Source organism: bacterium (genome assembly GCA_037143175.1).
Taxonomy (GTDB): Bacteria; Verrucomicrobiota; Kiritimatiellia; order CAIKKV01; family CAITUY01; genus JAABPW01.
The window spans coordinates 1-26,692 of the sequence record JBAWZF010000025.1; the positions used below are offsets into that span (position 1 = coordinate 1).

Annotated in this window: 23 protein-coding genes; 19 read left to right on the forward strand and 4 right to left on the reverse strand. The window is 51.0% G+C overall.

Going from position 1 to position 26,692, the window contains the following annotated elements:
* Positions 1-165 precede the first annotated feature (165 nt).
* The 11 genes from WCI03_09170 (at position 166) to WCI03_09220 (ending at position 11,656) form a co-directional block, all read left to right on the forward strand.
* The gene (locus WCI03_09170; GenBank protein MEI8140025.1) at positions 166-1,479 is read left to right on the forward strand and encodes a hypothetical protein; all 1,314 of its coding nucleotides are present in this window, start codon (positions 166-168) and stop codon (positions 1,477-1,479) included.
* Positions 1,476-2,450, forward strand: a complete 975-nt coding sequence (locus tag WCI03_09175) for a glycosyltransferase family 2 protein (protein MEI8140026.1) — start codon at positions 1,476-1,478, stop codon at positions 2,448-2,450. Before WCI03_09170 ends, WCI03_09175 begins: the two co-directional genes overlap by 4 nt.
* Positions 2,440-3,495, forward strand: a complete 1,056-nt coding sequence (locus WCI03_09180; GenBank protein ID MEI8140027.1) for a glycosyltransferase family 2 protein — start codon at positions 2,440-2,442, stop codon at positions 3,493-3,495. Before WCI03_09175 ends, WCI03_09180 begins: the two co-directional genes overlap by 11 nt.
* Complete coding sequence (locus WCI03_09185; GenBank protein ID MEI8140028.1) at positions 3,476-4,213, forward strand: class I SAM-dependent methyltransferase; 738 nt, start codon at positions 3,476-3,478, stop codon at positions 4,211-4,213. The genes WCI03_09180 and WCI03_09185 overlap by 20 nt, the downstream gene beginning before the upstream one ends.
* Positions 4,214-4,374: 161 nt before the next feature.
* Entirely contained in the window at positions 4,375-5,040 is a 666-nt protein-coding gene (locus tag WCI03_09190) for a methyltransferase domain-containing protein (GenBank protein ID MEI8140029.1), read from the forward strand.
* A gap of 93 nt (positions 5,041-5,133) precedes the next feature.
* The gene (locus WCI03_09195) at positions 5,134-6,270 is read left to right on the forward strand and encodes a glycosyltransferase family 9 protein (GenBank protein MEI8140030.1); all 1,137 of its coding nucleotides are present in this window, start codon (positions 5,134-5,136) and stop codon (positions 6,268-6,270) included.
* Positions 6,267-7,715, forward strand: coding sequence for a hypothetical protein (locus WCI03_09200; protein MEI8140031.1), 1,449 nt, complete (start codon positions 6,267-6,269; stop codon positions 7,713-7,715). The genes WCI03_09195 and WCI03_09200 overlap by 4 nt, the downstream gene beginning before the upstream one ends.
* A complete protein-coding gene (locus tag WCI03_09205) occupies positions 7,712-8,785 on the forward strand; it encodes a glycosyltransferase family 9 protein (GenBank protein ID MEI8140032.1) in 1,074 nt (357 codons plus the stop codon). Before WCI03_09200 ends, WCI03_09205 begins: the two co-directional genes overlap by 4 nt.
* Complete coding sequence (locus WCI03_09210; GenBank protein MEI8140033.1) at positions 8,782-9,960, forward strand: DUF1972 domain-containing protein; 1,179 nt, start codon at positions 8,782-8,784, stop codon at positions 9,958-9,960. The genes WCI03_09205 and WCI03_09210 overlap by 4 nt, the downstream gene beginning before the upstream one ends.
* A gap of 14 nt (positions 9,961-9,974) precedes the next feature.
* Positions 9,975-10,910, forward strand: coding sequence for an exosortase/archaeosortase family protein (locus tag WCI03_09215; GenBank protein MEI8140034.1), 936 nt, complete (start codon positions 9,975-9,977; stop codon positions 10,908-10,910).
* Positions 10,907-11,656 carry an exosortase-associated EpsI family protein gene (locus WCI03_09220; protein ID MEI8140035.1) on the forward strand — a complete coding sequence of 250 codons (750 nt, stop codon included), beginning with the start codon at positions 10,907-10,909 and terminating at the stop codon, positions 11,654-11,656. Before WCI03_09215 ends, WCI03_09220 begins: the two co-directional genes overlap by 4 nt.
* Here the strand turns inward: WCI03_09220 and WCI03_09225 are convergent.
* The 3 genes from WCI03_09225 to WCI03_09235 are packed head-to-tail and all read right to left on the reverse strand — an operon-like array spanning position 11,619 to position 16,215.
* Positions 11,619-13,343 (reverse strand): hypothetical protein, encoded by a 1,725-nt coding sequence (locus WCI03_09225; protein ID MEI8140036.1) that lies wholly within the window; start codon positions 13,341-13,343, stop codon positions 11,619-11,621. The genes WCI03_09220 and WCI03_09225 overlap by 38 nt on opposite strands.
* Positions 13,343-14,824 carry a sugar transferase gene (locus WCI03_09230; protein ID MEI8140037.1) on the reverse strand — a complete coding sequence of 494 codons (1,482 nt, stop codon included), beginning with the start codon at positions 14,822-14,824 and terminating at the stop codon, positions 13,343-13,345. Before WCI03_09230 ends, WCI03_09225 begins: the two co-directional genes overlap by 1 nt.
* Positions 14,821-16,215, reverse strand: coding sequence for an O-antigen ligase family protein (locus WCI03_09235; GenBank protein MEI8140038.1), 1,395 nt, complete (start codon positions 16,213-16,215; stop codon positions 14,821-14,823). Before WCI03_09235 ends, WCI03_09230 begins: the two co-directional genes overlap by 4 nt.
* Before the next feature lie 100 nt (positions 16,216-16,315).
* Here WCI03_09235 and WCI03_09240 point away from each other — a divergent pair, with 100 nt between their 5' ends.
* A complete protein-coding gene (locus WCI03_09240; GenBank protein ID MEI8140039.1) occupies positions 16,316-16,645 on the forward strand; it encodes a metalloregulator ArsR/SmtB family transcription factor in 330 nt (109 codons plus the stop codon).
* Positions 16,646-16,737: 92 nt separating this feature from the next.
* Positions 16,738-19,200 carry an FAD-dependent oxidoreductase gene (locus WCI03_09245; protein ID MEI8140040.1) on the forward strand — a complete coding sequence of 821 codons (2,463 nt, stop codon included), beginning with the start codon at positions 16,738-16,740 and terminating at the stop codon, positions 19,198-19,200.
* A 1-nt stretch (position 19,201) separates the two neighbouring features.
* On the opposite strand, the gene WCI03_09250 is transcribed toward WCI03_09245, so the two are convergent.
* Entirely contained in the window at positions 19,202-19,837 is a 636-nt protein-coding gene (locus WCI03_09250; protein MEI8140041.1) for a Crp/Fnr family transcriptional regulator, read from the reverse strand.
* A gap of 382 nt (positions 19,838-20,219) precedes the next feature.
* Between WCI03_09250 and carA the strand changes: the two genes are divergently transcribed.
* The 6 genes from carA (at position 20,220) to WCI03_09280 (ending at position 26,671) form a co-directional block, all read left to right on the forward strand.
* The gene (gene carA / locus WCI03_09255) at positions 20,220-21,377 is read left to right on the forward strand and encodes a glutamine-hydrolyzing carbamoyl-phosphate synthase small subunit (protein MEI8140042.1); all 1,158 of its coding nucleotides are present in this window, start codon (positions 20,220-20,222) and stop codon (positions 21,375-21,377) included.
* A 5-nt stretch (positions 21,378-21,382) separates the two neighbouring features.
* On the forward strand, positions 21,383-22,927 hold the full coding sequence (gene guaA / locus WCI03_09260; GenBank protein MEI8140043.1) for a glutamine-hydrolyzing GMP synthase: 1,545 nt from the start codon (positions 21,383-21,385) through the stop codon (positions 22,925-22,927).
* A 13-nt stretch (positions 22,928-22,940) separates the two neighbouring features.
* Positions 22,941-23,738, forward strand: coding sequence for a hypothetical protein (locus WCI03_09265; protein ID MEI8140044.1), 798 nt, complete (start codon positions 22,941-22,943; stop codon positions 23,736-23,738).
* 124 nt (positions 23,739-23,862) lie between these two features.
* On the forward strand, positions 23,863-24,630 hold the full coding sequence (locus WCI03_09270; GenBank protein MEI8140045.1) for a helicase associated domain-containing protein: 768 nt from the start codon (positions 23,863-23,865) through the stop codon (positions 24,628-24,630).
* Positions 24,631-24,652: 22 nt separating this feature from the next.
* Positions 24,653-24,919 (forward strand): hypothetical protein, encoded by a 267-nt coding sequence (locus WCI03_09275; protein ID MEI8140046.1) that lies wholly within the window; start codon positions 24,653-24,655, stop codon positions 24,917-24,919.
* A 9-nt stretch (positions 24,920-24,928) separates the two neighbouring features.
* Positions 24,929-26,671 (forward strand): ATPase, T2SS/T4P/T4SS family, encoded by a 1,743-nt coding sequence (locus WCI03_09280; protein ID MEI8140047.1) that lies wholly within the window; start codon positions 24,929-24,931, stop codon positions 26,669-26,671.
* Positions 26,672-26,692: the final 21 nt, after the last annotated feature.

Here is a 26,692-nt window from a genome sequence, read left to right on the forward strand (position 1 = left end):
AACGGTCAGGGTTGGCACCCCCCGAGCCCCTCCCCAGTGTCTGAATCGCAGGTTTGCCTTCACTTGAATTCTTTCTTCAATTAGATTTTCTTTTATGCATAATGGCCTATATCAATTCACAATTTATTGGCTCGAAGTGTATTCACCTTCTTAAATATGGCTATCATGGCAGCACTAAAACAGGCGTCCGGGCGGTGGCGGTCCCTGGCCACGGCCTCTGCACGGATGGCCGCGGTGGTATCGATTTTGGTTACGATGGCATTGGCATCCCGGCGACTGTCCGGGGAGGCATTTGGGTTTTGGGCCATTTGTTTTGGGTTTATGAATTTCGGAATGGCGCTGGATTTAGGGTTTCGTTACGGGCTAGGAAACCGGATGGCGGCGTTGACGGCCCAGTCCGATTCCGAGAAAGCGCAAATCAACGTTTTTTGGACAGTTTTTCATGCCGAAAGTCTGATTGGCTTGGTGGGATTTACAATCTGTCTCGGTGTTCTTCCGTGGTTTGATTGGGCGGGTCTATTCAAGATTAAATCTGCGGAACTTGCAGGGCAGGTGCAATGGCTGTTTCCGATGGTGTGCGGATTGGTGATGTTGAACCAACCGCTAACGGTGGCCGCTACGGTGTTTTTTGCCCGGCAGGAGATTGTTTTTGTCAGTCTTCTGGCCATTGTTCAATCGGTCATTCTGATCCTGATTTTTGGGGTGGCGCTGTATGTGGGGAACGTTCCCTTTATTGTATTAAGTTTCTTTGGGGCTTATTTGTTGTGTGGGCTAGGGGTAACCTTGATTCTGATCAGGCGGTATGGATGGAGTTGGCGTTGGGCGCCGTGGCGGGAGCAATGGAGCGTTCTGCGTTCATTTTTGAAGCCCAGTCTGGATTTCTTTGTCTTAGGTCTTTCCTCGATGATGGCTGGATTTATTGGTCCGATCATCGCCGGTGCGGTAGGGGGGTTGGTGATGGCTGGCGATTTCACTTTGGTTCAACGGATTTTTGGTTTTTTGGTGACGATGCATCTGGCGCTTCTGTCGCCATTGGCTCCTGCGTATACCTATCATGCTCGACTTGGGGATTGGGATTGGATCCGGAATAAATTCCGGATTTGTGTATGGAGGATTTGGCCGCTTATGTTTGTGGTCGGCGGTTTTGCTATTTGGCTTGGACATCCCCTGATCCTGCGTCTGTGGACGGGGCGGTGGATCACTGATTACTGGCTTGCCGGATTGTTTGCACTAGGGGTAATTTTGAGCGGGTGGGTAAACACCCATTCCGTTTTATTGAACAGTCTGGGGATAGTCCGCAGGCAGGCTGTGTTGTCGGTGGTGATGCTGGTTCCGCTGGTCGGATTGCCGGTTGTGCTGGGGAAATATATGGGAGTCCACGGTGTGGCATTGGCCGCAGTAGGCTGTATTGCGCCGAGTACCCTGTTGTATGTGATGTGGGTGCGATCTGTGATTAATCGAAGACTTGTCAATATATGAAGCCATTTCTTTCCATTACGATTCCCACATACAACCGGGCGAACTGTTTGAAAAAAGTACTCGATGCTGTGCTGCTCCAGGTGTCGGATAAGCCAGAGGTTGAGGTGGTTATTTCAGATAATGCCTCGACGGATGATACGCCGGGCCTTTGTGCGGAGTACGTTCAAAAAAGCGCGCAGGTTCGGTATTTTCGGAATGAAACCAACACTGGTTTCGATGGTAATGTGCTTGCTTGCGTCCAGCGCGCGGAAGGGAACTATGTGAGTTTCTTTTCGGATGACGATCTGCCGGCGCCTGGTCATTTTGCGGCGATACTAAAACAGGTGAGGGCATATCAACCAAGTATTATGTATGTGAATCATGCGCCTTTTTTATATGATAATCCTACATATCTTCGGCCCCCAATGGCGCCTGTATCGAAAGAGGTGATAAGTGAGGGAAAAGTCTTTTATCTGAAATTTGGATTGGGGTTCATATCTTCATTGACAGTGCATGCTGAACTTGCCCGTACCTTTGTTAACAAAGTAGTAGTAGGGCGAGGGACGGCGCATGTTGACATAGCTGCGCGTATGGCGTTGGCCAATTGCGGGCCATTTGTATACGATGGCTCTTTGGTCGTTTTGGCTCGTTACAATGAATCCGCCTATTCTAATATTTTAAGGTATGGGGTCATGAATATTACCTTGCTGCATCAAGAATTGCTGCAAGAGGGGTTATTGTCTGAGGGGGAATTAATGGCGCTGAAGAGAGGGGTTATTGTGCGTGGGCTGCCGCGAAGCATTCTGGCGGATCGATGTCAGGGAGCATCGGGGGTAAAAGAGCGGGAAGTTCGGGCTTTGTACGGAGGGGATCCGCTCTATTACTTCTTGGCTTATCCCCTTCTGGTTTTTCCTTCCCCGTTGGTTCGCGTGATGGCCAGACCGCTACGTTCAGTCGTCCGTTATTGGAGGCGATGGTATTATGCCAGTTGACCAGGTGAGACTCTCAATTACGATTCCTACATTTAATCGGGCGGAGTGTTTGCGTGAATGTTTGGAAAGCATTCGCGTTGCACTTTCTTCCGTGCAGGCGAAAGGGCAGTGTGAGGTTGTTATCTCTGATAACGACAGCACGGATCATACTGGTTTGGTGGTCAAGGCCTTTGAGAAAGATATCCGGATCCGCTATTTCAGGCAGTCAACCAATATCGGGGCTCATGCCAATTTCAGGGCGGTGGCTGCGTTGGCTAATGGTACCTATGTGTGGATATTAGGCGATGATGACAAGATCGTTCCTGAGGCGGTGCGCAAGATTCTTGAGGGTTTGGAAAAAGGGATTGGGGCGGTTGTTTGTAATGTTTCCATATATGATCATAGTTTCAGTCGGGTGATACGTCCGCGCTTTATAGAAGTGTCCGAAAACATCATATTCAATGAACCGGATCAGGTGTTGGCGAAACTGGGAATTCATGTCGGATATATCTCCGGGGTGATTCTCAACCGGCAGGCATTTCTCAACGTTCCTCTGGCGGACTATCAACGGTTTGATCAAGGGGGGAGTTGCTTTATGTATGCTGCGTATTTAGTGCTACGTGCAAGCGGCAGGGTTTTGTTTTTAGCCGAACCACTGGTCATGAACCGCGGGGGGGAAGGGGAGTCGCAATATTTTGGGGATGGAGATTCTGCTGCATCGCCGTTGGACAGGTGGTGGATTACAACTTTTGCGGTTGGGTTTCCTCAGGCATTGGCTGCTTTACAGCCCTGCGGCTATTCCTTTCGGGCTATTAGGACTGCCTATGCGCATACTACGCTGTTCTACCTGTTGCCCCGACTGATGTTTCTGAAAAATGCTGGTCGACCAGTTAGGGGGCTTGTCCGTGAAGGGGTTCGCAATATGGCGGCATCTTGGACGGTGTGGTGCCTTTTATTGCCCGCAGCCGTGATGCCTGGTGCTGTGTTGCGAGGCTTGAAATTTATCAAATGCCGATTAGTGAAGTGGATAAAAGAGGAGTCAGAGCATGAACCAGTCGATATTTGACCAGTATACCTCCACTTGCATGTTAGCGGAAGGTGATCCGAGTGCTGCTTTGGCGTGGGGCAAAGTCTACTTCCGAAAATGTATTCTCCCGCACCTTCCCCCCCGTCGCGAAACTAGAATATTGGATTGCGGATGTGGTTATGGACGAATGCTTAAGGCTTTGCAAGAATCCGGATACCAGAATGTTGAGGGTGTAGACTGCAGTTTGGAGCAGGTGCAATATGCGCAACAAGTTTTGGGTCTTCAAGGAGTGATTTGTGCTGATGCGGTGGAATTTCTGAAGGGACGGGAGTCCTTTTTCGATGTTATTCTCATTCTGGATGTTTTGGAACATCTCGAGGTTGATCAAACCATCGAATTGTTGAAAATCGCCCGAAAGCGAATGGCGCCAGGGGGGATTGTTGTGATACAAGTACCTAATGCGCTTTGCCCAATGAACCTTTATCGATATCTCGATATTACGCATCAACGTGCCTATTCTGTAAACAGTTTATCGCAAACACTGCGGCTGGCGGGGTATGCCGCTTTTAGTTTCTATTCAATTCCGCCCTTGCCTTTTGGCTGGCGGGGGCGTTTCCGGAATTGGCTTTGGCGGCTGATCCTGAATCCTGTAATTCATGGCTTTATGTGGGTTATTCATGGGTCTATTGCCGGTAAAATATTTTCGGGTAACTTCCTTGCGGTTGTACCGGCCCCTGCTCGACAAACTTCGGCATGATCTTATGTTAAGATTCATCCTGAGATGAGATGAATAGGACGAGCTTGTAATGAGCTTGAATCTAGCCTTGCATGTATATATTTATATAAATCTCAAGGAAATACAAGCCTTCAGGGGTATGCGGAATTACGGTAATTCGATCCGATTGCGGGGTGAGTGATATGAAAAAATTACGAAATTTGATTAAACAGTGTTTTTCGCCTATTTATTGGCCGCATTTGGAGGCCATTTCGCTGCATATGCGTTGTATGCGCTACTTGTTGTTTGGTCGTCCGGTTACTCGGTGTGAGACTTTCAAGGCACATGCGCGGCGGTTACGCGAGGGTTTTTTTGAGAAGTATTGTCGTGGTCGTGGATTGGACATCGGATATGGAGGCGATCTGATTGTGCCTCATGCGGAAGGGTTTGAAATTGAGCACGGGGATGCGGGGCAACTGCCCAGGGTGCAGCGTGGGGTATATGATTTTGTGAGTGCCTCTCATTTACTGGAACATATGTGTAGTCCAGAGGCGGCTCTGAAGACGTGGTGGGAATGCGTGCGGCCAGGCGGAGTATTGATCCTGTTTGTGCCTCATCGGGATTTGTATGAGAAACGCACCACCTTGCCGTCGTGTTGGAATCCCGACCATAAATGGTTTTTCCTTCCGGAGTGTGATGATCCGCCGCATACATTGGGGATGGTGCCGTTACTTCGCAGGAGTCTGCAGGATTTCCAGATAGAAATCCTGCGGGTGTGCGACGAAGGTCACAGCATCAATGACCCTGAACGGCATAGTGATGGTGAATATTCAATTGAAGTTGTGATACGAAAACAGACATTCCAATAAGAGTCGACTTCAGGAAGGGCGCCGGTGATCGCCGATCCTGTTGGTGTCTCAGGTTTTGAAGAAAGTTCGCCTCTACCGATGTTCCCTTCCTCCATGTATTTCGTTAAAAAGGCAAACTGGCTGATTGCCCTGATGGTTGAAGGCTTGGCGCCTTTGTTCCGGGCGTATGCTTTTCGAAAATGCGGGAGGGCAGTATCGAATCCGCATGCTTGGAAACGGGCGCTGGTGGTGGGAGACAACCACATTGGTGACATTCTCTACCGAACCTGTTCTTTGGTCGCGCTCAAGCAGGGTTTGCCGGAGTGTGAATTTTACTATTTGACTGCTCCGAACACAGCGGCGTTGCTGGAAGGAAATCCAGCCATCCGGGCTGTGTTGCCATGGGCCCGCTCTGGTTCGCCACTGGATCTTCTCCCTTGCCATGAGGCGGAGTTGAAGAAGTTAGGCTTTGACGCATTGCTGTCGACTAATGCCGTCCGATATTGGCCGGAGTTGGCTTTGGCTGTTCGGCTCGGGATTCCAAACCGCGTCGGGTACATCTATAAGGGCTTTTCCGGGTGGGTGACGCACCCCATGCCGATTCGGTATCCGCAGTCCTATCCGGCCTATTTCCGCGGATATGTCGCTGCGCTTACAGGGCAGGAGCCGGCATGGCCGCTGTGTCCACGGCTCTATCCACGGCAAACCGATCAGGAGGAGGCGGATGGGATCTGGCTGCAACTGGGGTTGGATGTACAGAGGCCGACGCTTGCCTGCTTTATGACAACCCGGCAACCGATAGGTGCCATGCCGATGAATCTGATGGGGGGAATTCTAAGTGAGGTCAGGCAACAGACCGGTGCGCAGATACTCCTGCTGGGGGCAAAGGATGATGCCGCCATTTTGGAACGAACTAACCGGCAGTACGGATTAGCAGCCAGTATTCTGGCTGGTTCACTTGGGTTGCGGGCGCTGCCGAGTTTCCTTCAACGTTGTGATGCAGTATTAACGTCTGATTCGGGCCCCCGCCACTTAGCGAATGTAGCGAAAGTGCCTGTGTTCTTTTTTCGAAATCTCTGGTTTTCCAGTGTCGAGGCGGGATGTTATGCGGCTACCGAAGTGGATCTTTGTCCCCCTGATATACAGCGACTGGGGGACAGCCAGCAAAGGTTGGTGCTGGCTCAGTTGTCGGCAGTTGACGTGGCGAACCGTGTAGTCAAAGTTCTTCGAAATAAGGGTAAGCCATCATGATTAATGCAGTCATAATGCGTCGTGTCACACAGATCGGGATCGCGGCTGCTATGGTGGGGGCCACAGTCTATTTGCTTAATACTGTTGCCGAGCAGGGAGTATGGGGGTTGGCGGCTGTTTTGATTTGGATATTACCACTCTTGTGGATTGTTTTTGGGGGGGCACGGTGGTGGATGTTGATGCCCTTGGCCGTGGCGTTTGGCGGAACATTTATATTGGAACACAAATTGTTTACGCATGAAATTGCTTTGCCGATTTGTGTTCTGGCCCTCTTGCCGCTTTTAGCATCTAGGCGGCAGGAGAAAATTGCGCGCGAACCGATGACTTCGGCGTTATGGCTTCTGTTGGCCTTGTTCATCATGAATTTGATTAGAAGTCTTCTGCTTTCCCAATGGGAGGGGCTTGGTGGCGGGGGAAGTATTTCAAGAGCCTATTTTCATGGCCTATGGGCGATTCTCTTTTTGATTGTGTTTTACCTCTATGGTTCGACACGATCCGTGAAGTGGTTGTTGATCCTTCTGTATTCAACTTATTTGCTTCGTGCGCTGGCTGGAGTGATTTCGTTCCTTGTTGGGCAGCAGGTCCAAATCCCCTATTTGAATTTTGTAGTGGGCGGAGGGGGCTTTGCAGACCTTCGTTTCACGGGAATTCAATTGGTTTTGATCGCGTTTGCTTGCTTTCAATATATCCCCTCACGATGGGGTAAGGTGATGAATCTTGGAGTCATTGGCCTCTCGGTTTGGCTGGTGCTTATTGGGGGAGGACGGGCGAGTTTGGGGATGATGTGTGTCATTCCCGTCGCGTGGGCGGTCATTCGGCGTCGTTATGGATGGTTTTCTGTGGCATGTGGCCTTGTTGTTATGATGGTGGTTATTTTGAACCAGAGCCCTAATTTAATCTATCGTTTCCCGGTTGAGGCTCAACGGACTATGTCAATTCTCGTGGGAGAATCATCGACTCAGTGGCTGAATTGGCACAGCGATGTGAGAGCTAGCAATGAGTGGCATAAACGGCTATCAGAGTTGGGAATGGATCGATGGACGGAATCGGTGGCAACTATTGTTTTTGGAAACCAGATAGAACCTTTTGATGACCTGTATGAAGCTTATTCCGCCACCTTTGAGGATAGGGCACATGTTGCATCCCGTCAGGGATTGTATGAGTCTGGCTTGTGGACACTTTTATCCCCGATGGGGCTGGCGGGAGGTCTGTTGTATGCTTACCTTTTCTGGTTTTTGCTCAGGGGTCCGCTTCGTGTTTTGCGGGAGGAAGGCGTTTGTGGATTAGCGCATGTGTTTTACTTTCTGGCTGTGCTGGAGATAGTTATTTGGTCCATTTTCTGCTGGATATCCGGAGGCTATCCGAGCCATGAACTACTCATGGCCGGCATTGCCAAGGCAGTGTATGAAGATCGTAAGCGATCCCAGCCAGGGGACCTCGTATGAAGCCGGTGCTTGTCGTGATTGAATGGCACAGACTGGGGGATGCTATTCTCGCATTGCCGTTTATAAATGGGGCACTTGCCGCTTTCGACGTACGGGTGATATGTACGTCACTAACGAAGCCTGTTTTCGAGATGATTTTGCCCCCCGAGCATGTTGTGGTATGTGAACCACCCTGGGAAGGTGGAGGATTGCAGGCTTGGAAGCAATCCCTGCGCACACTCCGTACGCTTTGTCCTGCGGTGGTTATGTCGGTGTGGGCGGATGTGAGGGTTCACATGTTAATGGCCTTAAGTCAGGCGCCCCGGCGAGTTGGATTCCCAATGACGGAAGTGAACTACTATGCCAGTCGCGTGCCGTGGCGGCGACGGAATCGCTTACTTGGAAGAATGATCGAGGGTCTGGGGCCCATGGTGTTGGGGCGCCCCTTGTTGACCGATACGTTGCATCGCACTAATGTATCTCAATCTCATTTACTGGCCTGGCGGCAGATCGCTGAAGTTGTCGCGGTGGCTTGGTCAACCACAACGCCGTGGATGAACACCAAACCTTTTGAACGCCCTATTCCTCACCACAAGCCCCTATGGTTGATTCATCCCGGGGCGCGGAAGGCGGTTCGACAGTGGCCTGCTGAACGTTTTGAAGAAGTGGTGAAAACGTTAGTTGAGACCGGACATCCTGTGGTGGTGGTCAAACCGCCAGATAGCCCCGGTTTGTCCATAGAGCATTCCTTGATATATTCTGTGGCGCCCGGATCCTTTTCTGAGCTGGCTAGTCTGGTGAATTGTGTCGATGCTGTTCTATGTAATGATTCCGCGGTAAGTCATCTTGCGGCCGCTCTTGGACGAAAAGTGGTATGTATCTTTGGCCCCATGGATCCGAATATCTATGCTCCCTATGGCAATGAGTCGCATGTGGTGGTTCGGGATGTGTGTCCTTGGCGGCCCTGTTTAGACACTTGCCGAATGTCGTCCCCAATATGCGTGGAAGCCGTCACCGGAGAAATGGTGTACAGCGAAATGGTTGCTGTGGAGCATGAATTGTCCGAGATTCAGGCGAAGGAACTTACATGACCCGCAACGCCATGAAAATTGCTTTCCTCGGATCACGGGGAATCCCCGCTAGATACAGTGGGTTTGAGACGTTTTATGAACAATTGGCGGTGCGGTTGGTTCAACGCGGCCATCAGGTCTCTGTTTATAATCGTTCGCATTTTATCCGGGATGTAAAAGGGGAATATAAAGGAGCCCGATTGATTTCGCTTCCCTCAATTTCCACCAAGCACTTGGATACGATCACTCACACGGCGCTGTCATCATGCCATGCTTTATTTCAAGGTTATGATATTGCCTATTACTGTATTGTGGGCAACAGTCCGTTGGTATGGTTGCCGCGGATGGTTGGGGCAAAAACCTTATTAAACGTGGATGGGGAAGATTGGGCGCGGGAAAAGTGGTCGGGGTTTGCCCGATGGTACCAGCGGTGGTGTGAGAAGGTCGCGACACGCACGGCCACGAAGATTGTCGCCGATGCCCGGGTGATCCAACGGCGATATCGTGAAGTCTATAATACGGAGTCGGTGTTTGTGCCGTATGGCGCAAACGTGTGTCCGCAGGAAGAGGTTGCCGCCCTTGCGCAATGGGGATTGGAGTCTCGGGAATATATTCTCTATGTCGGGCGGTTTGTGCCGGAAAACTGCATTGACTTACTCATTCGGGCCTTTAAGGGGGTTCGGACGGAAATGAAGCTGGTTTTGATTGGAGATGCTCCGCACAGCGAAGGTTATAAGCAAGAACTCTATAAGGCAGCGGAGGGTGATTCTCGTATCATTTTCACTGGCTACGCTTTTGGGAAGGTTTACGCCCAATTAAGCAGTCATGCTTATCTCTACGTTCAGCCTTCGGCCATCAATGGAACCCGCCCGGCGCTTTTGGATCAACTCGGGTTTGGAAATGGAGTGCTGGTTCGGGATACACTGGCTAACAGCGAGGTTGTTGGGGATTGTGGAGCTCGATTTTCCAATGACCAACCTGAGCGCCATTTGCAGGAAAAGCTTCAGACGTTAATCGATGATCCTGCGGAGGTTGATCGCCTTCGGCAGAAAGCAACCTCCCGAATTAATCAATATTACAACTGGGAATGGATTACGGATTGCTATGAGGATCTCTTTGCCCGCATGATCGCAGGCAGTCCGGTCATTTCGTATGATGAGTTTCTTCAAAGAAAAAATTACAGCTTTTCTGATTGATAAGTGGAGTACCAATGATGAAATTGTTGTTCCAGAAATTGCCCTGTTGCTTCAAGGGCGAACGGAGCCTGAGGTGGGGCACGACTTTTCTTTGGGGGATAGTGGCGACCCTGGTGTTCATGCTTTACGGGTTAGGCGGCAATGTTGAGGAAGTTGAGCATATTGGTCGATCTTCGATTAGGTGGATGATCCTGGAATGGAACACTAAATCTGGAGAATATAGTCATGGGTGGTTGGTTCCATTAGTCAGTCTTGCCGCCATATGGAGAATTCGGAAAGAACTGGTGGCCGTGCCGAAAAAAGTTTGTGGTTATGGCTTAGGGATTATCGGCTTAGCCCTGTTGCTATACTGGTTTGGGATCAAAGCCCAGCAAACCCGCCTTGTATTAATGTCACTGCCCTTATTGCTTTGGGGGATTCCTGTTTTTGTGTTTGGATGGTCTGCGGGACGATTGTTTATTTTTCCCTGTGCTTATTTGGCGTTTTGTGTGCCACTGGTATTTATCGATGCAGTGGCATTTCCTCTACGACTTCTGGCGAGCAGTTTGTCGGAGGTCCTGTTAAATGGGGTGGGCATTCCTGTGAGTCGGGCAGGGACGGCGATCACCTCTTTGACGGGAGGACGATTTAACATCGATGTGGCCGACCCTTGTAGTGGGTTGCATTCCCTCATGGCTATGGCGGCCTTGGGGGCCGCTTACGCGTATTTCAACCATCGTCGTGCCCTGGCTCAATGGATGCTGTTTATCGGGAGTTTGCCCATTGCAGTGGCCGGTAATGTGATTCGGGTGGCCAGTATCGCCGTGGTGGCGACATTTTTCGGGCAGGAAAACGCGATGACTTTTTATCATGATTACTCAGGCTATGTGATGTTCGGGGCTGCGGTACTGTTGATGATGGGATTGGGGAATCTGATCAAGCACTATGTTGAAAAAAGGGGCATCCAATGAAGGAGGCGCAGACCAAGGCAGTTGGGATTGTCATCCTGTTATTAATCCTGGTGGGATGTTCAACTTGGTTTACGCCGCCCGTTCATTACACGGGGTACATCCGCTTGCGGACGGACGGGCTCCCTGCACAAGTTGGTCGATATGAGGGGACTGACATCTATTTCTGTCAAAACCAGCAATGTCTTGCGGTCTTCTCTGCTCCAGAGTTAAGGCAAACCAATGTGTGCACCAAGTGTGGCCATGAACTTAACACCATGTCGCCTGCGGAGAGAGGCGTCCTGCCCGCAGATACAATGATTCTGAAGAAACGTTACTCGGCACAGGGAGAGCCACCTATTTTTGTGAGTGTTGTGTTCAGCGGTGAGAATCAGCGCAGTATCCATCGTCCGCAACGCTGCTTGCCCGGACAGGGATATGTGATTGAAAATACTCGGACGTTGACTGTCCCGAGGACGGGAAAGAATCCACTGAAGGTCGAGGTGTTGAGCGTCAGGACTCAGTTAGGGGGAGGGGGCGAAAAACAGACCGTCTGCATGACTTATGCATATTGGTACACTGGAGGGGATTATGAAACCCCTTTCCACTTTGATCGATTGGCCAAGACTGCCATGGATCGTATTTTCAAAAATCGGCTCGATCGGTGGGCCTATGTTGCCCTTTCCATTCAACACAATCCATCCGAGGACCATACCCTGGAGTTGGAATCTTTCATCTCGCACTTGTACCCGTTGATTCAAAAGGACTAAGCGCCGCTCTCTCTCGGGTAATGTGGTAAAGGCGGACGCGAGTCCCTTGGCGTGTCCATTCGCGAAGGAGGCTCTTTCGTAGAGCCATTCCATTCAAAAACTCTTCTTCCCTGACGTTTAACGTCAGCAGGGATGCATTCATAACTTCGGGGTGTGCATTCCACCATTCCAGGTTATGTATGGGAATGGATGGGAGAAAAGCAGCCAGGGAAAGGCTGGTCATGGTTTTCTGGCGTAGTGCTTTTTCGCCATCTCCAAGCGGAAGTATGTCTCGCTCATAGACGATCCCCATATCCGCATAATCAACAATAATCAATGGGGCCAGGGCTTTCTCGTTGGGATGGGCTAGAAAAGAAATGGCGTCCGCAAAGTTCTGGCGGTTCGCAGAAAGAATTTTCAATGCCTGTAATTTCGCTGACAGGAGCGAGTGCATGCCGATGCCCAGGGCCAGAAGGGCGGTCGCGGATAGCATGAGGATTCTTTTGCGATGTTGGGCTGAGCGGGAGGTGGCGAGCAGGGCGAGCCGGTCCATAAGTGGAGTTGCTGCGGTCCCGCAGATTAAGGCTAGCCCGAAGGAAGTCTCCACTAAATAGGTTCTGACAATAAACTCCAGCGTCAAGATTCCCAGCAAGGCGGGGGCCGCCCAAATTGCCCCGATTCCCGCTGGATGACGAGATAGAATCAAGAGGGGGAACGCGGATATTAAAAACAATAGGGCGAAGTTGGGTGCCATTTTGAGGAAAAGTGCCCCAGCGATGGAGATGCCCATGGAAATTACAAGAGTATTTAAAGTGTCATGCGTTGAGCGGAAAAGTACTCGTTGAATTGCCAGAAACAAAACAGCGACCCATACAAGGATGGTGGGGAACGCAGTAAGGCAACTCGCATAGAAGGACCATCGTTGCATGATGAAAGCGGAGCATAGGTCGAAGCCCTGCCTCAGAGGAATGCCCTGTCGGGATTGGACTGCGGGATTCATGAGTAGCCACAAAACCCCTCCTGTTAGCATGAGCGCAGCCGATATAGCGAGATAGCGCCGGGTGTGCTGGTTTAACTGTTTCCATTTTACGGCAAGTAATTGAGAACAGATCAAGGGGACGAGCAGAGCGGCCGGCTCCTTGGCGGCCACCGCCATGCAAAACAACGCGATGGCGCCAGCCAAATGACGGCGCGAATTGAATTTAATGGCAAGTGCGAAACACCAGAGCGCTCCGTGAGCGAACAATAATTCGAGCGTATAGGTAAGATCTGAAAACCAGAAGACGATATATGTTAAAAAATAAAAGGCCACCCCGTAGGCGGCCATCGAGGCAAAAGCGACACGAGTGGATAGTGCAGTCTTGATGAAAGCAAAGAAGGTGGCGAGTGCGGCGAGATAGGAAAATAGGATGGCAACCTGGTAGGGGTAAGGGTTTAGCCCCGCAAGGTGGTACAGACCCCACCATGTCAGATTTTGTACAGGGCGAAACATGCCGAACAGAACGGCTTGGGATGGCCGGAAGCAATCCTGCCAGGGATGTAGTCGTGCCCACTGAAGATAAACGACATCATCCTCTCGGAAATACACGGGGAATAGAGTCGGCAAGACCAGCGATACCATGACAAGAAAACTAACCGTTATGAGAATAGGATGGTTTTCTGAAGTTTGCTTGAGTTTGATGCCTCGCTGTAAAAAAGGGGAGAGCATCAATAAGCTCCCTTGGCGAACAGTACCACCCCGATGGTGCGTAACAGGATTTTAAGATCCAGCATGAAGCTCTGGTTGCGAAGGTAATAGTCGTCCAGAATGCACATGTTATGGAAGCTGATGTCACTTCTCCCTGAGACCTGCCACAGGCACGTTAACCCTGGCAACCCGCTGTGCCGGCTGTAGTGCCACTCCTCATAGTAGTTCTCAAAGTCCCGTTTCGGTAATGGACGGGGCCCCACCAGGGTCATTTCTCCCCTCACGACGTTGATCAGCTGCGGAAGCTCGTCCAGACTGAATCGTCGCAAGAAACGGCCCGTCGAGGTAATTCGAGGGTCCCGCTTGATCTTGAACAAGCCTTCGCCTGATTCATTGAATTCCTCGATTTGTGCCTGTAATTCATCGGCGCGATCGTTCATGGTCCGGAATTTATACATCCGAAATGGACGGCGGTTGATTCCTATCCGATCCTGCATGAAAAACACAGGGCCCCGGCTTGTGATTTTAATCAAGATGGCCGTCAGAAGCATAAAGGGGAGCGCGCCAATCAGTATGAATGCGGCCAGTAATTGCATGGTTACTTGCCGTAACTGGTGGTGCCACTTTCCAATAGGGGAGACGGCGAAATGCACCAAGGGGAGCTCCATGAAAAAATCAGAGCCCATACCCGCTTCGTTGATCAGTACATTGAGTTTGTCGGAAAGAATTTTAACTTCCTGGCCCAAACTCTCGCCTAATTCTAAGAGTTGCATGATTTGTGATACGGATAAACTGTTGTCGGCGCATAGGATCATTTGGCATCGGTGCCGCTGCACCTCCGTTTTGATTTTGGCAAGAAGTTGCTCTGTGGAAAGTAAAGGATCGATAGGGAGGCGGGCTGCGATGGATAATCCCGCTGATTTCGTGATGGTGATGTAACGATCTATGAATTCAGATTCCTGCCCGCTCCCGACCAGAAGTACCCGGGTTATGGCCAGTTTGGATCGATCCATAAGTGCCACAGTCATGAGGCGACACAGGACGGTGAACCCAACGTTTACGGCGAGCAGGCTTGCAAACACACTTCGTGGATGGAATTCGTTTCGGGTTAGATAGAAATACCCGTAGAACAAACTTAGAGCGAGGATGTTGGCGATGACTATTGATAAGACTTCGTCGTGCCGGCGGATAAAACGTCGCCGGGAGTAAAGATTCATATAGCCATAGAGGAATAGAATCGTTCCGCTTAGCAGCAACAGAATCCGGGGTGCGTTGTAGAAGTAGAAGTGGGCAATGTCACTACCCACATCCCCCGTGTCTCGCAGGCCGAGCGTGACGTTGACCCAGGTGAAGAAGTCATGGCCTGTTGAACTGTAAAATCTGATAAACAACATCGTGAAATAGGCGGCGACGATGGCAAATAGATCGCTGAGTAGGAGGGGTATGGATGATCGAAAAAAACGTTGCCGCCAGGTAAGATAGGGTGCGATGGTGACCGTCATTGTTGGTTGCTCGTTTCGGAATGTTTATTCCTGCGATAGGGCGCGGCGTGGCTCGAAATAGCCACCGTCAGTCCCGTCAGGATTCCTAGCAACCAGGGGGTACCAGGGATCTGTAGATTGAAGTCACCGAATGAATGGATGGCCATGGCAAGCGCTGCGAGCAGGAGTCCTGGCAACATCCATGCAAATTTGTTGTTAGCGTTTGAGGCGGGCTCCAAAGATAGGTTGTTTGCCCATCGTTTCCATCGGCGGTAAATTTGCCAGAGTGCTGTACCAATGGCCCCAAGAAATAGTATCAGGCCCACGCTGCCATATTCCTCAAGTAATTGAGCCCAATCATCATGGGCCTCGAATGAATGAAAGGTGTTGTTTATGTGCGTCGGCCAGATCCCGTTTTCACGATCCCCGTCAGGTGAGGACGCAAAGTGAGGCCAGAGATTTTGATGCATGCCGGGGCCAATCCCGAACCAAGGGGCGGAGCGCCAAGCCCGCAGGGCCGCAGCTGACATTTGATAACGATCAGAGTGCTGAAGTTCGCTCCATGGGTATTCTTTAAACCGTTTCACATAATGTCCCCCAAACGCAGTGAAGGCGATGATCCCGGCGATCAAGCAGAATAGCCCCCCGCCTCGTCCTAACCACCGGGTTCGCTTGTCCCATGACATGGTGCAAAGCCATAAGGCTGCCAAAATAACGATGCCTGCGACAATTCCTCCTCCCCGCGAACGGCTTAAGATAATGCCCCAGAGTGCGATGCCCGACAAGCCTGCCGCAATAATCCGCTGAACCAGCGGTGTAGATTTTGTTAGCGTCAAGGCCAGACTCAGAGCGAGGCCGATCTCCATCAAGCCTGAAAAATGATCCGGGCAAAAGTAGGTGCCGGTGGCGCGGTGATAACCTTCCTGATATTGCGGAAAGCCTGCGACCCAGAGCACTTTCGCATTGCCTGCCAGTATGTGATTGGCGATGCCATAGATCCCAATCAGAACAATATTGGCAAGCAATAACATGGCCAGCCAGCGTTGTTTTGACTCAGAAAGCCCAACTGCAGCCATTAAACCCAAAAGGAAGGGGGTGAGTTGCAGCAGGAAGCTTCGTTCGGCGTCCATAGGGACATCGGTTTGAATGGCTCGAATCAAGGCATAAAGTAAAAATGGCAGCCATGCCAGCATCAGCGTGAAGGAGATGGTGGAAAAGTTCAGCCGTGCGGTCCCGAGTCGGGCAGACAGCATTAGCCTTGTAGTAAAGCATGTGCTGGCGACAAATATAAGGGTCACAAAAGGCCAAAACCACCAGTTTTCCCAGGCCCCAAAGAGCCAGGTTGAGCCGATGGTAATCAGGGCCAATAAGCCGAACAAAATCTCTCCCAATATGGTGTCGAATCGTTGCATAAGTTAGTGAAGTGCAAAGTTATGACGGAGTCCAGATTCAGGCAAGCATAGAAAAACGGTTTATTATTGACATATATAAATACAGTGATATGTTGTGGCTATGAAAACGAATGAAGGCTGCATTTCTGAATTGTCTATGGATCTTTTGGAGCGGATGGCGGGGGCATTGAAAATTTTGGCGCATCCGTGTCGGCTTAAGTTGGTCGAGATTCTCCAAAGAGAAGGGGATTTGCCGGTACATCTCATTATGGCTCGACTTCAGATTCCGCAGGCAACGATCTCGCAACATTTAAATCAGATGCGGCGGGCCGGCTTAGTGAAGGCGGTGAGAAAAGGTAAAGAGGTGTGGTATGGCATTGCCGATCCTAGCGCCTTAACCATTCTGGATTGTATACGGAAGAAACAGTTGTCAGCGGGCAGTAAGCAGTAGGCAATAGGTAGTGGGCAATAGGCAATGGCCAGTAAGCAGTGAGCAGATTTCCGTGGGCAGTGAGTAGAAAATTGATTCAGGGTCAAAAACATATGAAAATACTTGTTATAGGTGGGGTAGCTGCGGGAATGTCGGCGGCCGCTCGTGCGCGGCGGTTGGACGAAACTGCTGAAATTGTGGTTTTGGAACGTAGCAAGCATGTATCCTTTGCTAATTGCGGCTTGCCCTATCATGTTGGTGGCGTCATTAAGGAGCGCGATAATCTTTTGCTTCAAACCCCGCAAAGTCTGAAGGCTTCTCTAAACCTGGATGTCCGTGTAGGGCATGAAGCACGGGGAATTGACCGCCAACGGCGCACCGTACAGGTGATGGAATTGGCGTCCGGACGTGAATACGATGAGTCGTATGACAAATTGGTTTTAGCGCCCGGTGCTGTGCCGATCCGTCCTAATTTAACCGGGATTGATCACCCTCGTGTATTTGTTCTGCGCAACATCGAGGACATGGATTTGATCAAGGGGATTGTGGATGGGGGCGCACGTAAAGCGGTGGTCATTGGTGGGGGGTATATTGGCGTTGAGATGGCAGAGAATCTGCGTGAGCGCGGGCTCGACGTTGAGCTGGTCGAGATGGCGGATCAAATCATTCCTCCCTTGGATCGTGAGATGGCTCGGGATCTCGAAGTCCATATGGCTGATCATGGCATCAAATTGCATCTTGGATTGGCTGCTGCCGCTTTTCGTGAGGACTCAGGCCGCGTAGCGGTCGAATTGACGAATGCCACGGTTCTTTCTGCGGATCTGGCCATTTTGGCGGCGGGGGTACGTCCAGACACGGCTTTGGCTCGTGCGGCTGGCCTGACGTTGGGTGCACGCGGTGGGATTCAGGTTGATTTACATATGCGGACCTCGGATCCGGACATTTATGCGGCTGGGGATGCTATTGAAGTGGTGGATATGGTCACCGGTCAACCGGCGTTGATTCCGCTTGCGGGGCCTGCAAATCGGCAAGGTCGTATTGCGGGGGAAAATATTTGCGGTCGTGATACGGCATATTCATCCACGCAGGGTACGGCGATCGTTAAAATATTTGATATGACCGGCGGTGGTACCGGTGCCTCGGAAAAGACCTTGAAGAGAACCGGGCGTCCCTTCCTTAAGATTTATCTGCATCCCTCCGGCCACGCCGGCTATTATCCGGGCTCTGCCCAGATGCATATCAAGGTGCTCTTTGAACCGGGTTCAGGAAAATTGCTGGGCGCGCAAGTGGTGGGATATGATGGGGTCGATAAGCGGTTGGATGTCTTTGCCACAGCCATCCGGGCAGGTATGACCATTTCCCAGTTGCAACACCTGGAGTTGGCTTATGCTCCTCCCTATGCTTCCGCCAAAGATCCTGTCAATATGGCCGGTTTCATTGGCGATAACCTGCTTCGGGGTGATCTGGTTCTGTGGTATGCAGAAGAGTTTCCCATCAAGACCGCTGATGGTTTAATATTGGATGTCAGAAGCCCTCAGGAATATGAGCTTTGGCATATTCCCGGGGCCGTCAATATCCCGCTTGGGAAGCTGCGCGCTCAGTTGGACAAAATCCCCAAAGATCGCATGGTCTATCTGTATTGCAAGGTAGGTTTTCGGAGTTATTTGGCGTATCGCTTGCTGCGGCAGCGTGGAATTTCAAAATTGGCCACCCTGGCCGGGGGCTCTCTGACTTTTTGCAGCGTACACGATGAGTCAGTTTGCAAGGATCCGGCAAGCCATGAAAAACCAAAACCCTTGCTCTCTTATGCTGAGGAACCCAAAGTGTCGCAGATTATGGCGGCCGTAAAAACAGTTGAGGTCGATTGCTGCGGAATGCAATGTCCGGGGCCGATCAAACGGCTGAAAGATGAAATGGACAAGCTTTCACCAGGAGATCAACTCACAATATGCGCTACAGATCCTGGATTTTTCAGTGATGCGCCCGCTTGGTGTCGTCGTAATGGACATGAAATTCAGAACATCAAACGTGAAGCGGGGAGAATTGTGGCCCATATCCGTAAAGGCGATGTGTCTGCGACTCCCGCCGGCAATGGCGGTGCTCCGAAGGATAAGAAGACGTTTGTAATATTCTCAAATGATCTGGACAAGGTCATGGCGGGGTTTGTGATGGCAAATGGGGCGCTGGCTATGGGGTGCGAGGTTACTTTGTTTTTCACATTCTGGGGTATTAATACCTTACGCAAGCCGGGCCCGCAGGCTTCAGGGAAAGGCCTTCTCGATAACATGTTTGGCTGGATGATGCCGAAAGGGCCGGAGGCGCTGACGCTGTCCAAGATGAATATGATGGGCATGGGCACGGCCATGATGAAAATGGTGATGAAAAAGAAAAATGTCGATTCGCTACCCGCATTGATTGCCGCCGCACGATTTGCCGGTGCCAAACTTGTGGTTTGTACGATGTCGATGGATGTGATGGGGATCAAGCCTGAAGAGCTGATTGATGGTATTGAGTATGGCGGGGTTGCCGCCTTTCTCGGCGAGGCGGATCAATCCAATGTGACAATGTTCATCTAGTTCACAGTCCATGACGGGTAAGAGTTTTACCCGTCCAGGTAAGTAACTTGCGTTTTTTTAACTTCAAGATCAGGCGGGACAGGGTTTCCGGTGTAGTCCCGATGGCGCCCGCAATGTCTTTTTTGGAAATCGACAGAGTTACGGTCTTTTGGTTGCCAAACTGCTCCTTCAGGAACCAAAGCAGTCGCCCTTCCACGTCATGGGCCTGTTGCTGAACGATGCGTTCAGCAAGATAGCGTTGTTTGCGCATCAGCATGGCAATGAAGTCGTTACGGAAGCCTTCGCTGTTGAGCAGGTGATGAACGTCGGCCCGCGGAAAGACGATTACATCGCAATCAGACAGTGCCACGGCGGTCACAGGATAATTCTCTCGCTCAAATAGAACAACTTCAGCGAAAACCTCACTGGGTTGGACGATTTTAATGACCACTTCGCTGCCGTCAGGGGCTGTCTTGTGGAGTTGGATGGCGCCCCGCCGCAATAAAAACAGCGCGCGACCAGGATCGCCTTCGTGAAACAGGAAACTCCGCTTTTTTAATTCTTTCACAGAGCAGATGGCTGCAAGTGCCTTAACGCTATCTCGTGATAGTTCCTTGAAAAAACTGCTTTCTGCGAGAAACTGATAACCTTTAATCATCTTTTAACTGTATCCTTCATTTTCCTGCAAGACAAGACAACAGCAGGCCCCCCCCCATCCTCACCTAAGGACATGCCGTCTTTGTGATGACACTCATTTGACGCCCTGCCCACGCGGCTCAGACAAGCTTCGCCCTCCAAAAAGAAAGATCTAGAAGATAAAGATCATTCTGCTGGAGGGCGAAGCTTGTCTGAGCCGCGTGATGATGGGGTGCCATAAGAGTTCTTATATCGTAATCCGGCTCTTTAACGAGGATTGGATCGTTCGAATTCTGGCAATACCTAACAAAATGAGAATTATTGCCCATGTTTTGCTTACCGTTGCCAAGTGGCGGAGGAATCGGTAGAGTAAATGAACTTTTTCCGGATTGGGAGGATCAATTATGGCTTCGAAATGGAATTGGGCGGAACAGCGAGCCCGCAAAGCTTTTGTGGCGCTTCAGGATGGAACGATTTTGCGGGGGTATTCTGTCGGTGCCCCGGTGGACGCTTACGGGGAGGTGGTATTTAACACGGGCATGGCGGGATATCAGGAAATCCTCAGTGATCCCTCCTATAGTGGTCAGTTTGTGACGATGACTTATCCGGAGATCGGTAGCACTGGTATGAATCAGGCCGACATGGAAAGTCGGCAACTTTTTGCCAGTGGATTTATCATTCACGACATGAACATCCCCAGCAACTGGCGGGCGGATGGTTCGGTGTCTGAATATCTTGCGAAATGGTCCATTCCGGCGATTGCGGGTGTTGATACCCGGGCGCTCACGACGCGGCTCCGCATGGAGGGGACTCAGCGTGGCTTTATGAGTGTTTCCGGTAAGGTTAATGAGGCTGATGCCGTGCAAAAAGCCAAAGAGTGGGTCGGCTTGGATGGTCAGGATTATGCGGCAAAAGTTTCCTGCAAGAAAGCCTATCAGTGGGATTCAGATGAGTCGTTATCCCGGAGCTGGGGGATTGCGAGTGAATTACCGAAGGCTGATCTGAAAATCGTAGCTTATGATTTCGGGATCAAGTGGAACATTCTGCGCAGCCTTCGCCGGAATGGCATGTCTGTGACCGTGGTGCCTGCCCAGACGTCTGCGGCAGAGGTTCTGAAGCTGAAGCCCGATGGAGTCTTTTTCTCTAATGGGCCAGCTGATCCTGCGGCGGTTACTTATGCGATTGATGCGGCCCGTGAATTACTGGGCAAGCTCCCGTTGATGGGGATTTGCCTCGGGCACCAGATTTTGGGATTGGCCTGTGGCGGGAAGACGTACCGGCTTAAGTTTGGTCATCATGGGTGTAATCATCCTGTGAAGAATTTACTGACGAATGCGGTGGAGATTACCTCTCAAAACCATAATTTTTCAGTAGATCCAGCCTCCTTGGACATGTCCAAACTTAACGTGACGCATATTAATTTGAATGATCAGACGGTAGAGGGATTGTCACACAAGAAAGAGCCGATGTTCTGTGTTCAGTATCATCCCGAATCCTCTCCGGGGCCCCATGATCCTTATTATCTATTCACCCAGTTCCGCGAATTAATTCGAAAGGCTTAAACGTTATGCAGGGTCACAATTGGATTGCCATTCTTGATTTCGGGTCCCAGTACAGTCAACTGATTGCCCGCCGGGTGCGTGAACAGCGGGTCTATTCCGAGCTGTTGAAATTCAATATTACCGCGGCTGAACTGGCCGCCCGTAAACCAGCGGGAATCATTTTATCGGGTGGCCCGGCGAGCGTTTTAGACAAAGGGTCCCCCTTGTGTGATCCGGCCATCTATGAGTTGGGCGTGCCTGTCCTGGGAATATGCTATGGGCAGCAGATGACGGCCAAACTTATGAATGGTGCCGTAAAGCCTGGGCATACCCGGGAATATGGCAGCGCGCGGATCTCGGTGGTGGATTCCTCCTCATTGTTTCGTGATCTACCTTCGACGCTTGATGTATGGATGAGTCACGGCGATCAGGTGGAGCGTATGCCTGAGGGCTTTTCCGTGTTGGCCAAGACGGATACGTGTCCGGTGGCGGCCATGGGGAATTCTGCGCGACGAATCTATGGACTTCAGTTCCATCCCGAGGTGGTTCATACCCCACAGGGATCGACCATTCTCAGCCGCTTCCTCTTTGATATCTGCAAGTGTCGGCCTGATTGGGAAATGGCCCAGTTCATCAAGGAGAGCGTGGCGGCTATCCAGACAAAAGTGGGGGATGGTCACGTTTTGTGCGGGCTGAGTGGAGGAGTCGATTCCTCGGTGGTGGCTGCCTTACTGCATCGCGCCATTGGCAAACAACTTCATTGTGTTTTTGTGGACAACGGTTTGGTGCGGGCGAATGAAGCCCGGCAGGTTGAGGAGCTTTTTGGAAAAGCCTTTGGCATTGATCTGCATGTGGCGCATGCCCAGAAACTGTTTATGGATGGACTGAAGGGAGTTACAGACCCGGAACAGAAGCGCAAGATTATCGGGAAAACTTTCATTGATGTGTTTTCGACCGAAGCCCGAAAATTCGGAGAGGCTGAATTTCTTGCCCAGGGAACGCTCTATCCTGACGTTATTGAGAGTGCCTCCCCATTGGGTGGGCCCTCGGTAACGATCAAGAGCCATCATAATGTGGGTGGGCTGCCGGATGATCTGAAGTTCAAGTTGATCGAGCCTGTTCGGGAGCTGTTCAAGGATGAGGTGCGTTTACTGGGGCGCGAGCTTGGCCTGCCCGGATATGTAGTCGATCGACAGCCGTTTCCCGGGCCCGGTCTTGCCGTCCGGATTCTTGGCGAAGTGACAGAGGAGCGGGTCGCTTTGCTTCAGAAGGCGGATCTTCGGGTTCAGGAAGAAATGCAGAAGGATCCGATGTATGCCAAAATCTGGCAATCCTTCGCGATATTGCTACCCATTCAGACTGTTGGGGTTATGGGCGACTGCCGAACCTATGAGAATGTGGCCGCCCTGCGCATTGTGGAAAGTCAGGATGGCATGACGGCCGACTGGTCGCGGGTGTCTTATGATACGCTGGCCCGTATATCTACCCGCATCATTAACGAGGTTTCTGGCATTAATCGTGTGGTCTATGATATCAGTTCAAAACCACCTGCGACCATCGAATGGGAGTGAAAAAGGGAGAGGTATGAGGCGAAGTACGATCTGGTTCCTTTTGCTCGGATTAACCGCTCTGGCTCAAGCTGACACGATGACGTTGAATAATGGGCAGGTGGTTAAAGGTCGCTTCATGGGCTTTACTGATCGGAAGTTTGATTTCAAGACTGAGGATGGGGCGGCTATTTCTGAGTACCCTCTTAATGTGAAATCCATTATCCCGGAGGTGCCACTCACGGTGTCGATAGAGTTGGCGCGTAGTACTTACGAGAATGTCGAGTTTCGGTCTTTTGGTGAGTTTGTCATTCACCTTGCAAAAGATGGGAAACCTATTGATGAACGTGTGATCATGCTGAAGAAGCTCACGATTAATCAGTCGCCTCAGGACACAAGGATTAACAAGGGAAGGGGGGGTGCCCCGGATGAGTCCGTCGAGGAACCCGCTCGTGAATGGCAGCGATCTGGCAAGTGGCGCGAAGTTGATCCTAAAAACAGTTCGGTCATTAGTAAGGGAGAAGAAGTTGATATTGAAGATTTCCTGAAAAAGGGGTTCGTCAATATTGTGCATTTCCATTACCCGAAAGCCTTGGCGAGTATTCGGGAGGGGAATTATGTTGAAGCACTAGCCGCCAAACCATCAAATCGGATCGTGATTCTGAAAATTGTGGCCGCTGACTTCAAAGTCCCGATATGTGAAGCGTTAGAGATTAAGTCATTGCCACAGTTCTGGTTTTATGATGCTCGGGGGCGGTTGGTGAAGAAGTTAGCGGATCGCTTTACCGAGGGAGATATTGATGGGGCGTTAAAGTTGGCACGGCGAGGATTATGATGGGCGCGCCCGGTCGGCGTGCCCCCTCGGAAAGAAGTTGTCAGATGCCGATCATGCGTGAGAGAATCATATGGTAGCGGGAAACTTTGTTCATTCAGTTCATTGAACGATTGCGAGGAACACCATGGCGCGTCAGAGTGTTGATTGGGAAGATATGTTTCGCGCACTTGAAGCGTATAGTAAGGAGCATGGGGACTGTCAGGTTCCCGCTAACTGGAAAAAGAATCTCCAGCTTGGGCGGTGGGTGGCGATGCAGCGATATCGTCATAAAATCGGAGAGCTCACAAAATCCTATGTGGTTCGTTTAACTAAAATCGGTTTTGTTTGGTCGCCCGCTGATAAAGTCTGGAACGACATGTATCAACGGTTGGTGAAATACAAGAAGAAACATGGTCATTGTGATGTGCCTTCTTCGTGTCCTTCGGAACCTGATCTGGCAAATTGGGTGGCAAATCAACGACATCGCAAGAAAATGAACTCCCTTGCCGCTGGTCGGGTTACGCAACTGGAAGAAGCCGGGTTTGTTTGGTCGGTTTACGGGAAGCAGCAGCGAGAGAAAGTGATGGAAGTCAAGCGCAAGACGGCTCCCGTTCAGGCATTGACTTCCGCGCCGGTGAGTGAAGAGCGTCTTTATCAGATTAGCGGTGAGTATATTCAATATAATGGAACTGGGGAGATGCCTCCTCGACTTGCAAAATATGTTCAGCTTCATAATGGGAATTTACCTTCATGTATTATTTTGCCCCGCATGCCCTTGGTTTTTAGGCTTGGGGGGAGCGATTCCGCAGGGATTCCTGCGCTGAAGATCAAATGGGCTGGCAAGGGGCCGCTCCCTGAGGATGTGCTCGAGTACCTGAATGAGACAGGGGCGCTGCCGCCTCATGGTCCGTAAGGATCGAAACAGGAGGTAAATATTGAAAACTCCAGTACAATATTTTGTCCGGACGCTTTGTGCGATGGTGGCCATACCGTTGGTGTTCATCGTGATTTATCCCTTTGTGTATTTGCTTTTGCCGGAAGCGACGGCCCGGTTGGCCGATCTGCCAAGAGATGTGGGGGTTCTTTTGATGGGTGAGGCTGTTTTTGCTCCTTTATGTGGCATATGGTTATATTTACGGGCTCGATATCAGGCTTCTAAAACAGAACTCAGTGAGTCCTGTGATACCCGTGATATCCTTTAATTAACTTGCATGAGTACGGTTTCACATAGTTCTAGAATTTCCGATATTTTACTCCGTCGCGGCAGTATGTCGGCCGAAGCGCTGCAACAGGCGCAGGAGCAGGCGCAGTCGCTTTCAATACGACTTGAGAAATATCTGCAGGATAACTCGTTAATTACGCCGACGGAGGCGACGCTGTGTCTGGCGGAATATCTGCGGATGGCGCCCATCACGCTGGCGCATTTTACTCCGAGCCCCCAGCTCCTTGAAACCATTCCCGCTGATATCTTGCGAAAACACCAGGCTGTGCCGATCATGAAAGTGGGTGGGCTTTTGGTGGTTGCATTAGGGGATCCGTTTGATGTGATGGCGGTGGATGAGCTCCATGTGATTTCCGGGCTCCAGATCATGCCGCTGGTCGCGGGTGAAAAGGATATCCAGGACGCCCTTGCGCGAGCCTTGGCTCCGGCGGAGTCCAGTAATATTGATCTCGAAGATATCATGCGCGATTCCGATGATGATATCGAAGTCGGAAAAGAGGATAAGCAGGAGCTCAGTCTTGAGGAAATCATGGAGAGCGCTGAGGGGGCGCCTGTCATCCGGATGGTGAATATGATGCTGGTGGAGGCGTTGCGTACGAAGGCCAGCGATATTCATATTGAGCCGCAGGAAAAAACGCTGAGGCTCAGGTATCGAATTGATGGGTCGCTGAGAGAGCGGCCAAGTCCCCCGAAGAGTTATCAGCCTGCCATTATTTCCCGTATCAAGATTATGTCTGATATGGATATTGCGGAACGGCGTATCCCGCAAGATGGTCGCTTCCGGATTAAGGCGCTGGGGAAGGAAGTGGATATCCGGGTCAGTGCGCTTCCCTCCATCCATGGGGAGAAAATCGTTATGCGTGTGCTCGACAAGAGCGCCCTATTTCCCAGTCTCAGTGGGTTAGGTCTCGATGAGCATGCCTATGCCGCTTTTGCCTATGCGATCGCTCAGCCACATGGAATCATTCTGGTAACGGGTCCCACCGGAAGCGGGAAAACGACTACCCTGTACTCCTGTCTGCAGGAATTGAACAAAATTGATGTGAATATTGTGACCTGCGAAGACCCTGTTGAATATCAATTGGCGGGTGTCAATCAGGTGCAAATCAATGCGGTGGGGTTAACCTTTGCTGCCGCCTTGCGCTCCATTCTGCGGCAGGATCCGGATATTGTGCTGGTAGGCGAAATCCGTGATGGTGAAACGGCTGAAATCGCGGTAAAGGCCGCGCTTACCGGTCACTTGGTGCTCAGTACGTTGCATACGAATGATGCAGCCGGTGCCATTACCCGACTGATCGATATGGGGATTCCGCCTTTCCTGATGGCGTCCTCCATGATTTTGTCGCAAGCACAGCGACTTTTCCGCAAGCTCTGTACCGCATGTCGGACGCAAGTGGAACTGCCGCTGGATGTGCTCAGGGCCAATAAGATCGATCCGGAGTTTTTCAGGGATCCCAATAATCCAGGGGGGGCTGGTTTCGTGCCCGTTTTTAAGGCTGTCGGCTGTCCAAAATGTAACGGGTCAGGGTACAAGGGGCGGGGTGCCATTATGGAGGTGTTGCCGGTTACCGAGCGTATCAAGGAGATGATTATGAAAGGCGCGACTAGCGGGGAAATCCGTGAGGCGGCGCAGGAGGAGGGGATGTTGACGCTCAAACAGGCCGGATTGAAGAAGGTGAAAGAGGGTGTGACCTCGCTTGAGGATGCCATGGAGCTTACGGGTGGTGAATAAAGGCCGAAGGGAGATGCAGGA

Excerpts from the sequence above, each read along its gene's own strand:
- WCI03_09240 (MEI8140039.1), top strand. The coding sequence starts at position 16,316 with ATGAAAACGAATGAAGGCTGCATTTCTGAATTGTCTATGGATCTTTTG.
- WCI03_09170 (MEI8140025.1), top strand. The coding sequence starts at position 166 with ATGGCAGCACTAAAACAGGCGTCCGGGCGGTGGCGGTCCCTGGCCACG.
- WCI03_09225 (MEI8140036.1), bottom strand. The coding sequence starts at position 13,343 with ATGCTCTCCCCTTTTTTACAGCGAGGCATCAAACTCAAGCAAACTTCA.
- WCI03_09250 (MEI8140041.1), bottom strand. The coding sequence starts at position 19,837 with ATGATTAAAGGTTATCAGTTTCTCGCAGAAAGCAGTTTTTTCAAGGAA.
- WCI03_09210 (MEI8140033.1), top strand. The coding sequence starts at position 8,782 with ATGACCCGCAACGCCATGAAAATTGCTTTCCTCGGATCACGGGGAATC.
- WCI03_09175 (MEI8140026.1), top strand. The coding sequence starts at position 1,476 with ATGAAGCCATTTCTTTCCATTACGATTCCCACATACAACCGGGCGAAC.
- WCI03_09230 (MEI8140037.1), bottom strand. The coding sequence starts at position 14,824 with ATGACGGTCACCATCGCACCCTATCTTACCTGGCGGCAACGTTTTTTT.
- WCI03_09180 (MEI8140027.1), top strand. The coding sequence starts at position 2,440 with ATGCCAGTTGACCAGGTGAGACTCTCAATTACGATTCCTACATTTAAT.
- WCI03_09215 (MEI8140034.1), top strand. The coding sequence starts at position 9,975 with ATGATGAAATTGTTGTTCCAGAAATTGCCCTGTTGCTTCAAGGGCGAA.
- carA (MEI8140042.1), top strand. The coding sequence starts at position 20,220 with ATGGCTTCGAAATGGAATTGGGCGGAACAGCGAGCCCGCAAAGCTTTT.
- WCI03_09190 (MEI8140029.1), top strand. The coding sequence starts at position 4,375 with ATGAAAAAATTACGAAATTTGATTAAACAGTGTTTTTCGCCTATTTAT.
- guaA (MEI8140043.1), top strand. The coding sequence starts at position 21,383 with ATGCAGGGTCACAATTGGATTGCCATTCTTGATTTCGGGTCCCAGTAC.
- WCI03_09280 (MEI8140047.1), top strand. The coding sequence starts at position 24,929 with ATGAGTACGGTTTCACATAGTTCTAGAATTTCCGATATTTTACTCCGT.
- WCI03_09235 (MEI8140038.1), bottom strand. The coding sequence starts at position 16,215 with ATGCAACGATTCGACACCATATTGGGAGAGATTTTGTTCGGCTTATTG.
- WCI03_09205 (MEI8140032.1), top strand. The coding sequence starts at position 7,712 with ATGAAGCCGGTGCTTGTCGTGATTGAATGGCACAGACTGGGGGATGCT.
- WCI03_09245 (MEI8140040.1), top strand. The coding sequence starts at position 16,738 with ATGAAAATACTTGTTATAGGTGGGGTAGCTGCGGGAATGTCGGCGGCC.
- WCI03_09270 (MEI8140045.1), top strand. The coding sequence starts at position 23,863 with ATGGCGCGTCAGAGTGTTGATTGGGAAGATATGTTTCGCGCACTTGAA.
- WCI03_09220 (MEI8140035.1), top strand. The coding sequence starts at position 10,907 with ATGAAGGAGGCGCAGACCAAGGCAGTTGGGATTGTCATCCTGTTATTA.
- WCI03_09200 (MEI8140031.1), top strand. The coding sequence starts at position 6,267 with ATGATTAATGCAGTCATAATGCGTCGTGTCACACAGATCGGGATCGCG.
- WCI03_09195 (MEI8140030.1), top strand. The coding sequence starts at position 5,134 with ATGTATTTCGTTAAAAAGGCAAACTGGCTGATTGCCCTGATGGTTGAA.
- WCI03_09185 (MEI8140028.1), top strand. The coding sequence starts at position 3,476 with ATGAACCAGTCGATATTTGACCAGTATACCTCCACTTGCATGTTAGCG.
- WCI03_09265 (MEI8140044.1), top strand. The coding sequence starts at position 22,941 with ATGAGGCGAAGTACGATCTGGTTCCTTTTGCTCGGATTAACCGCTCTG.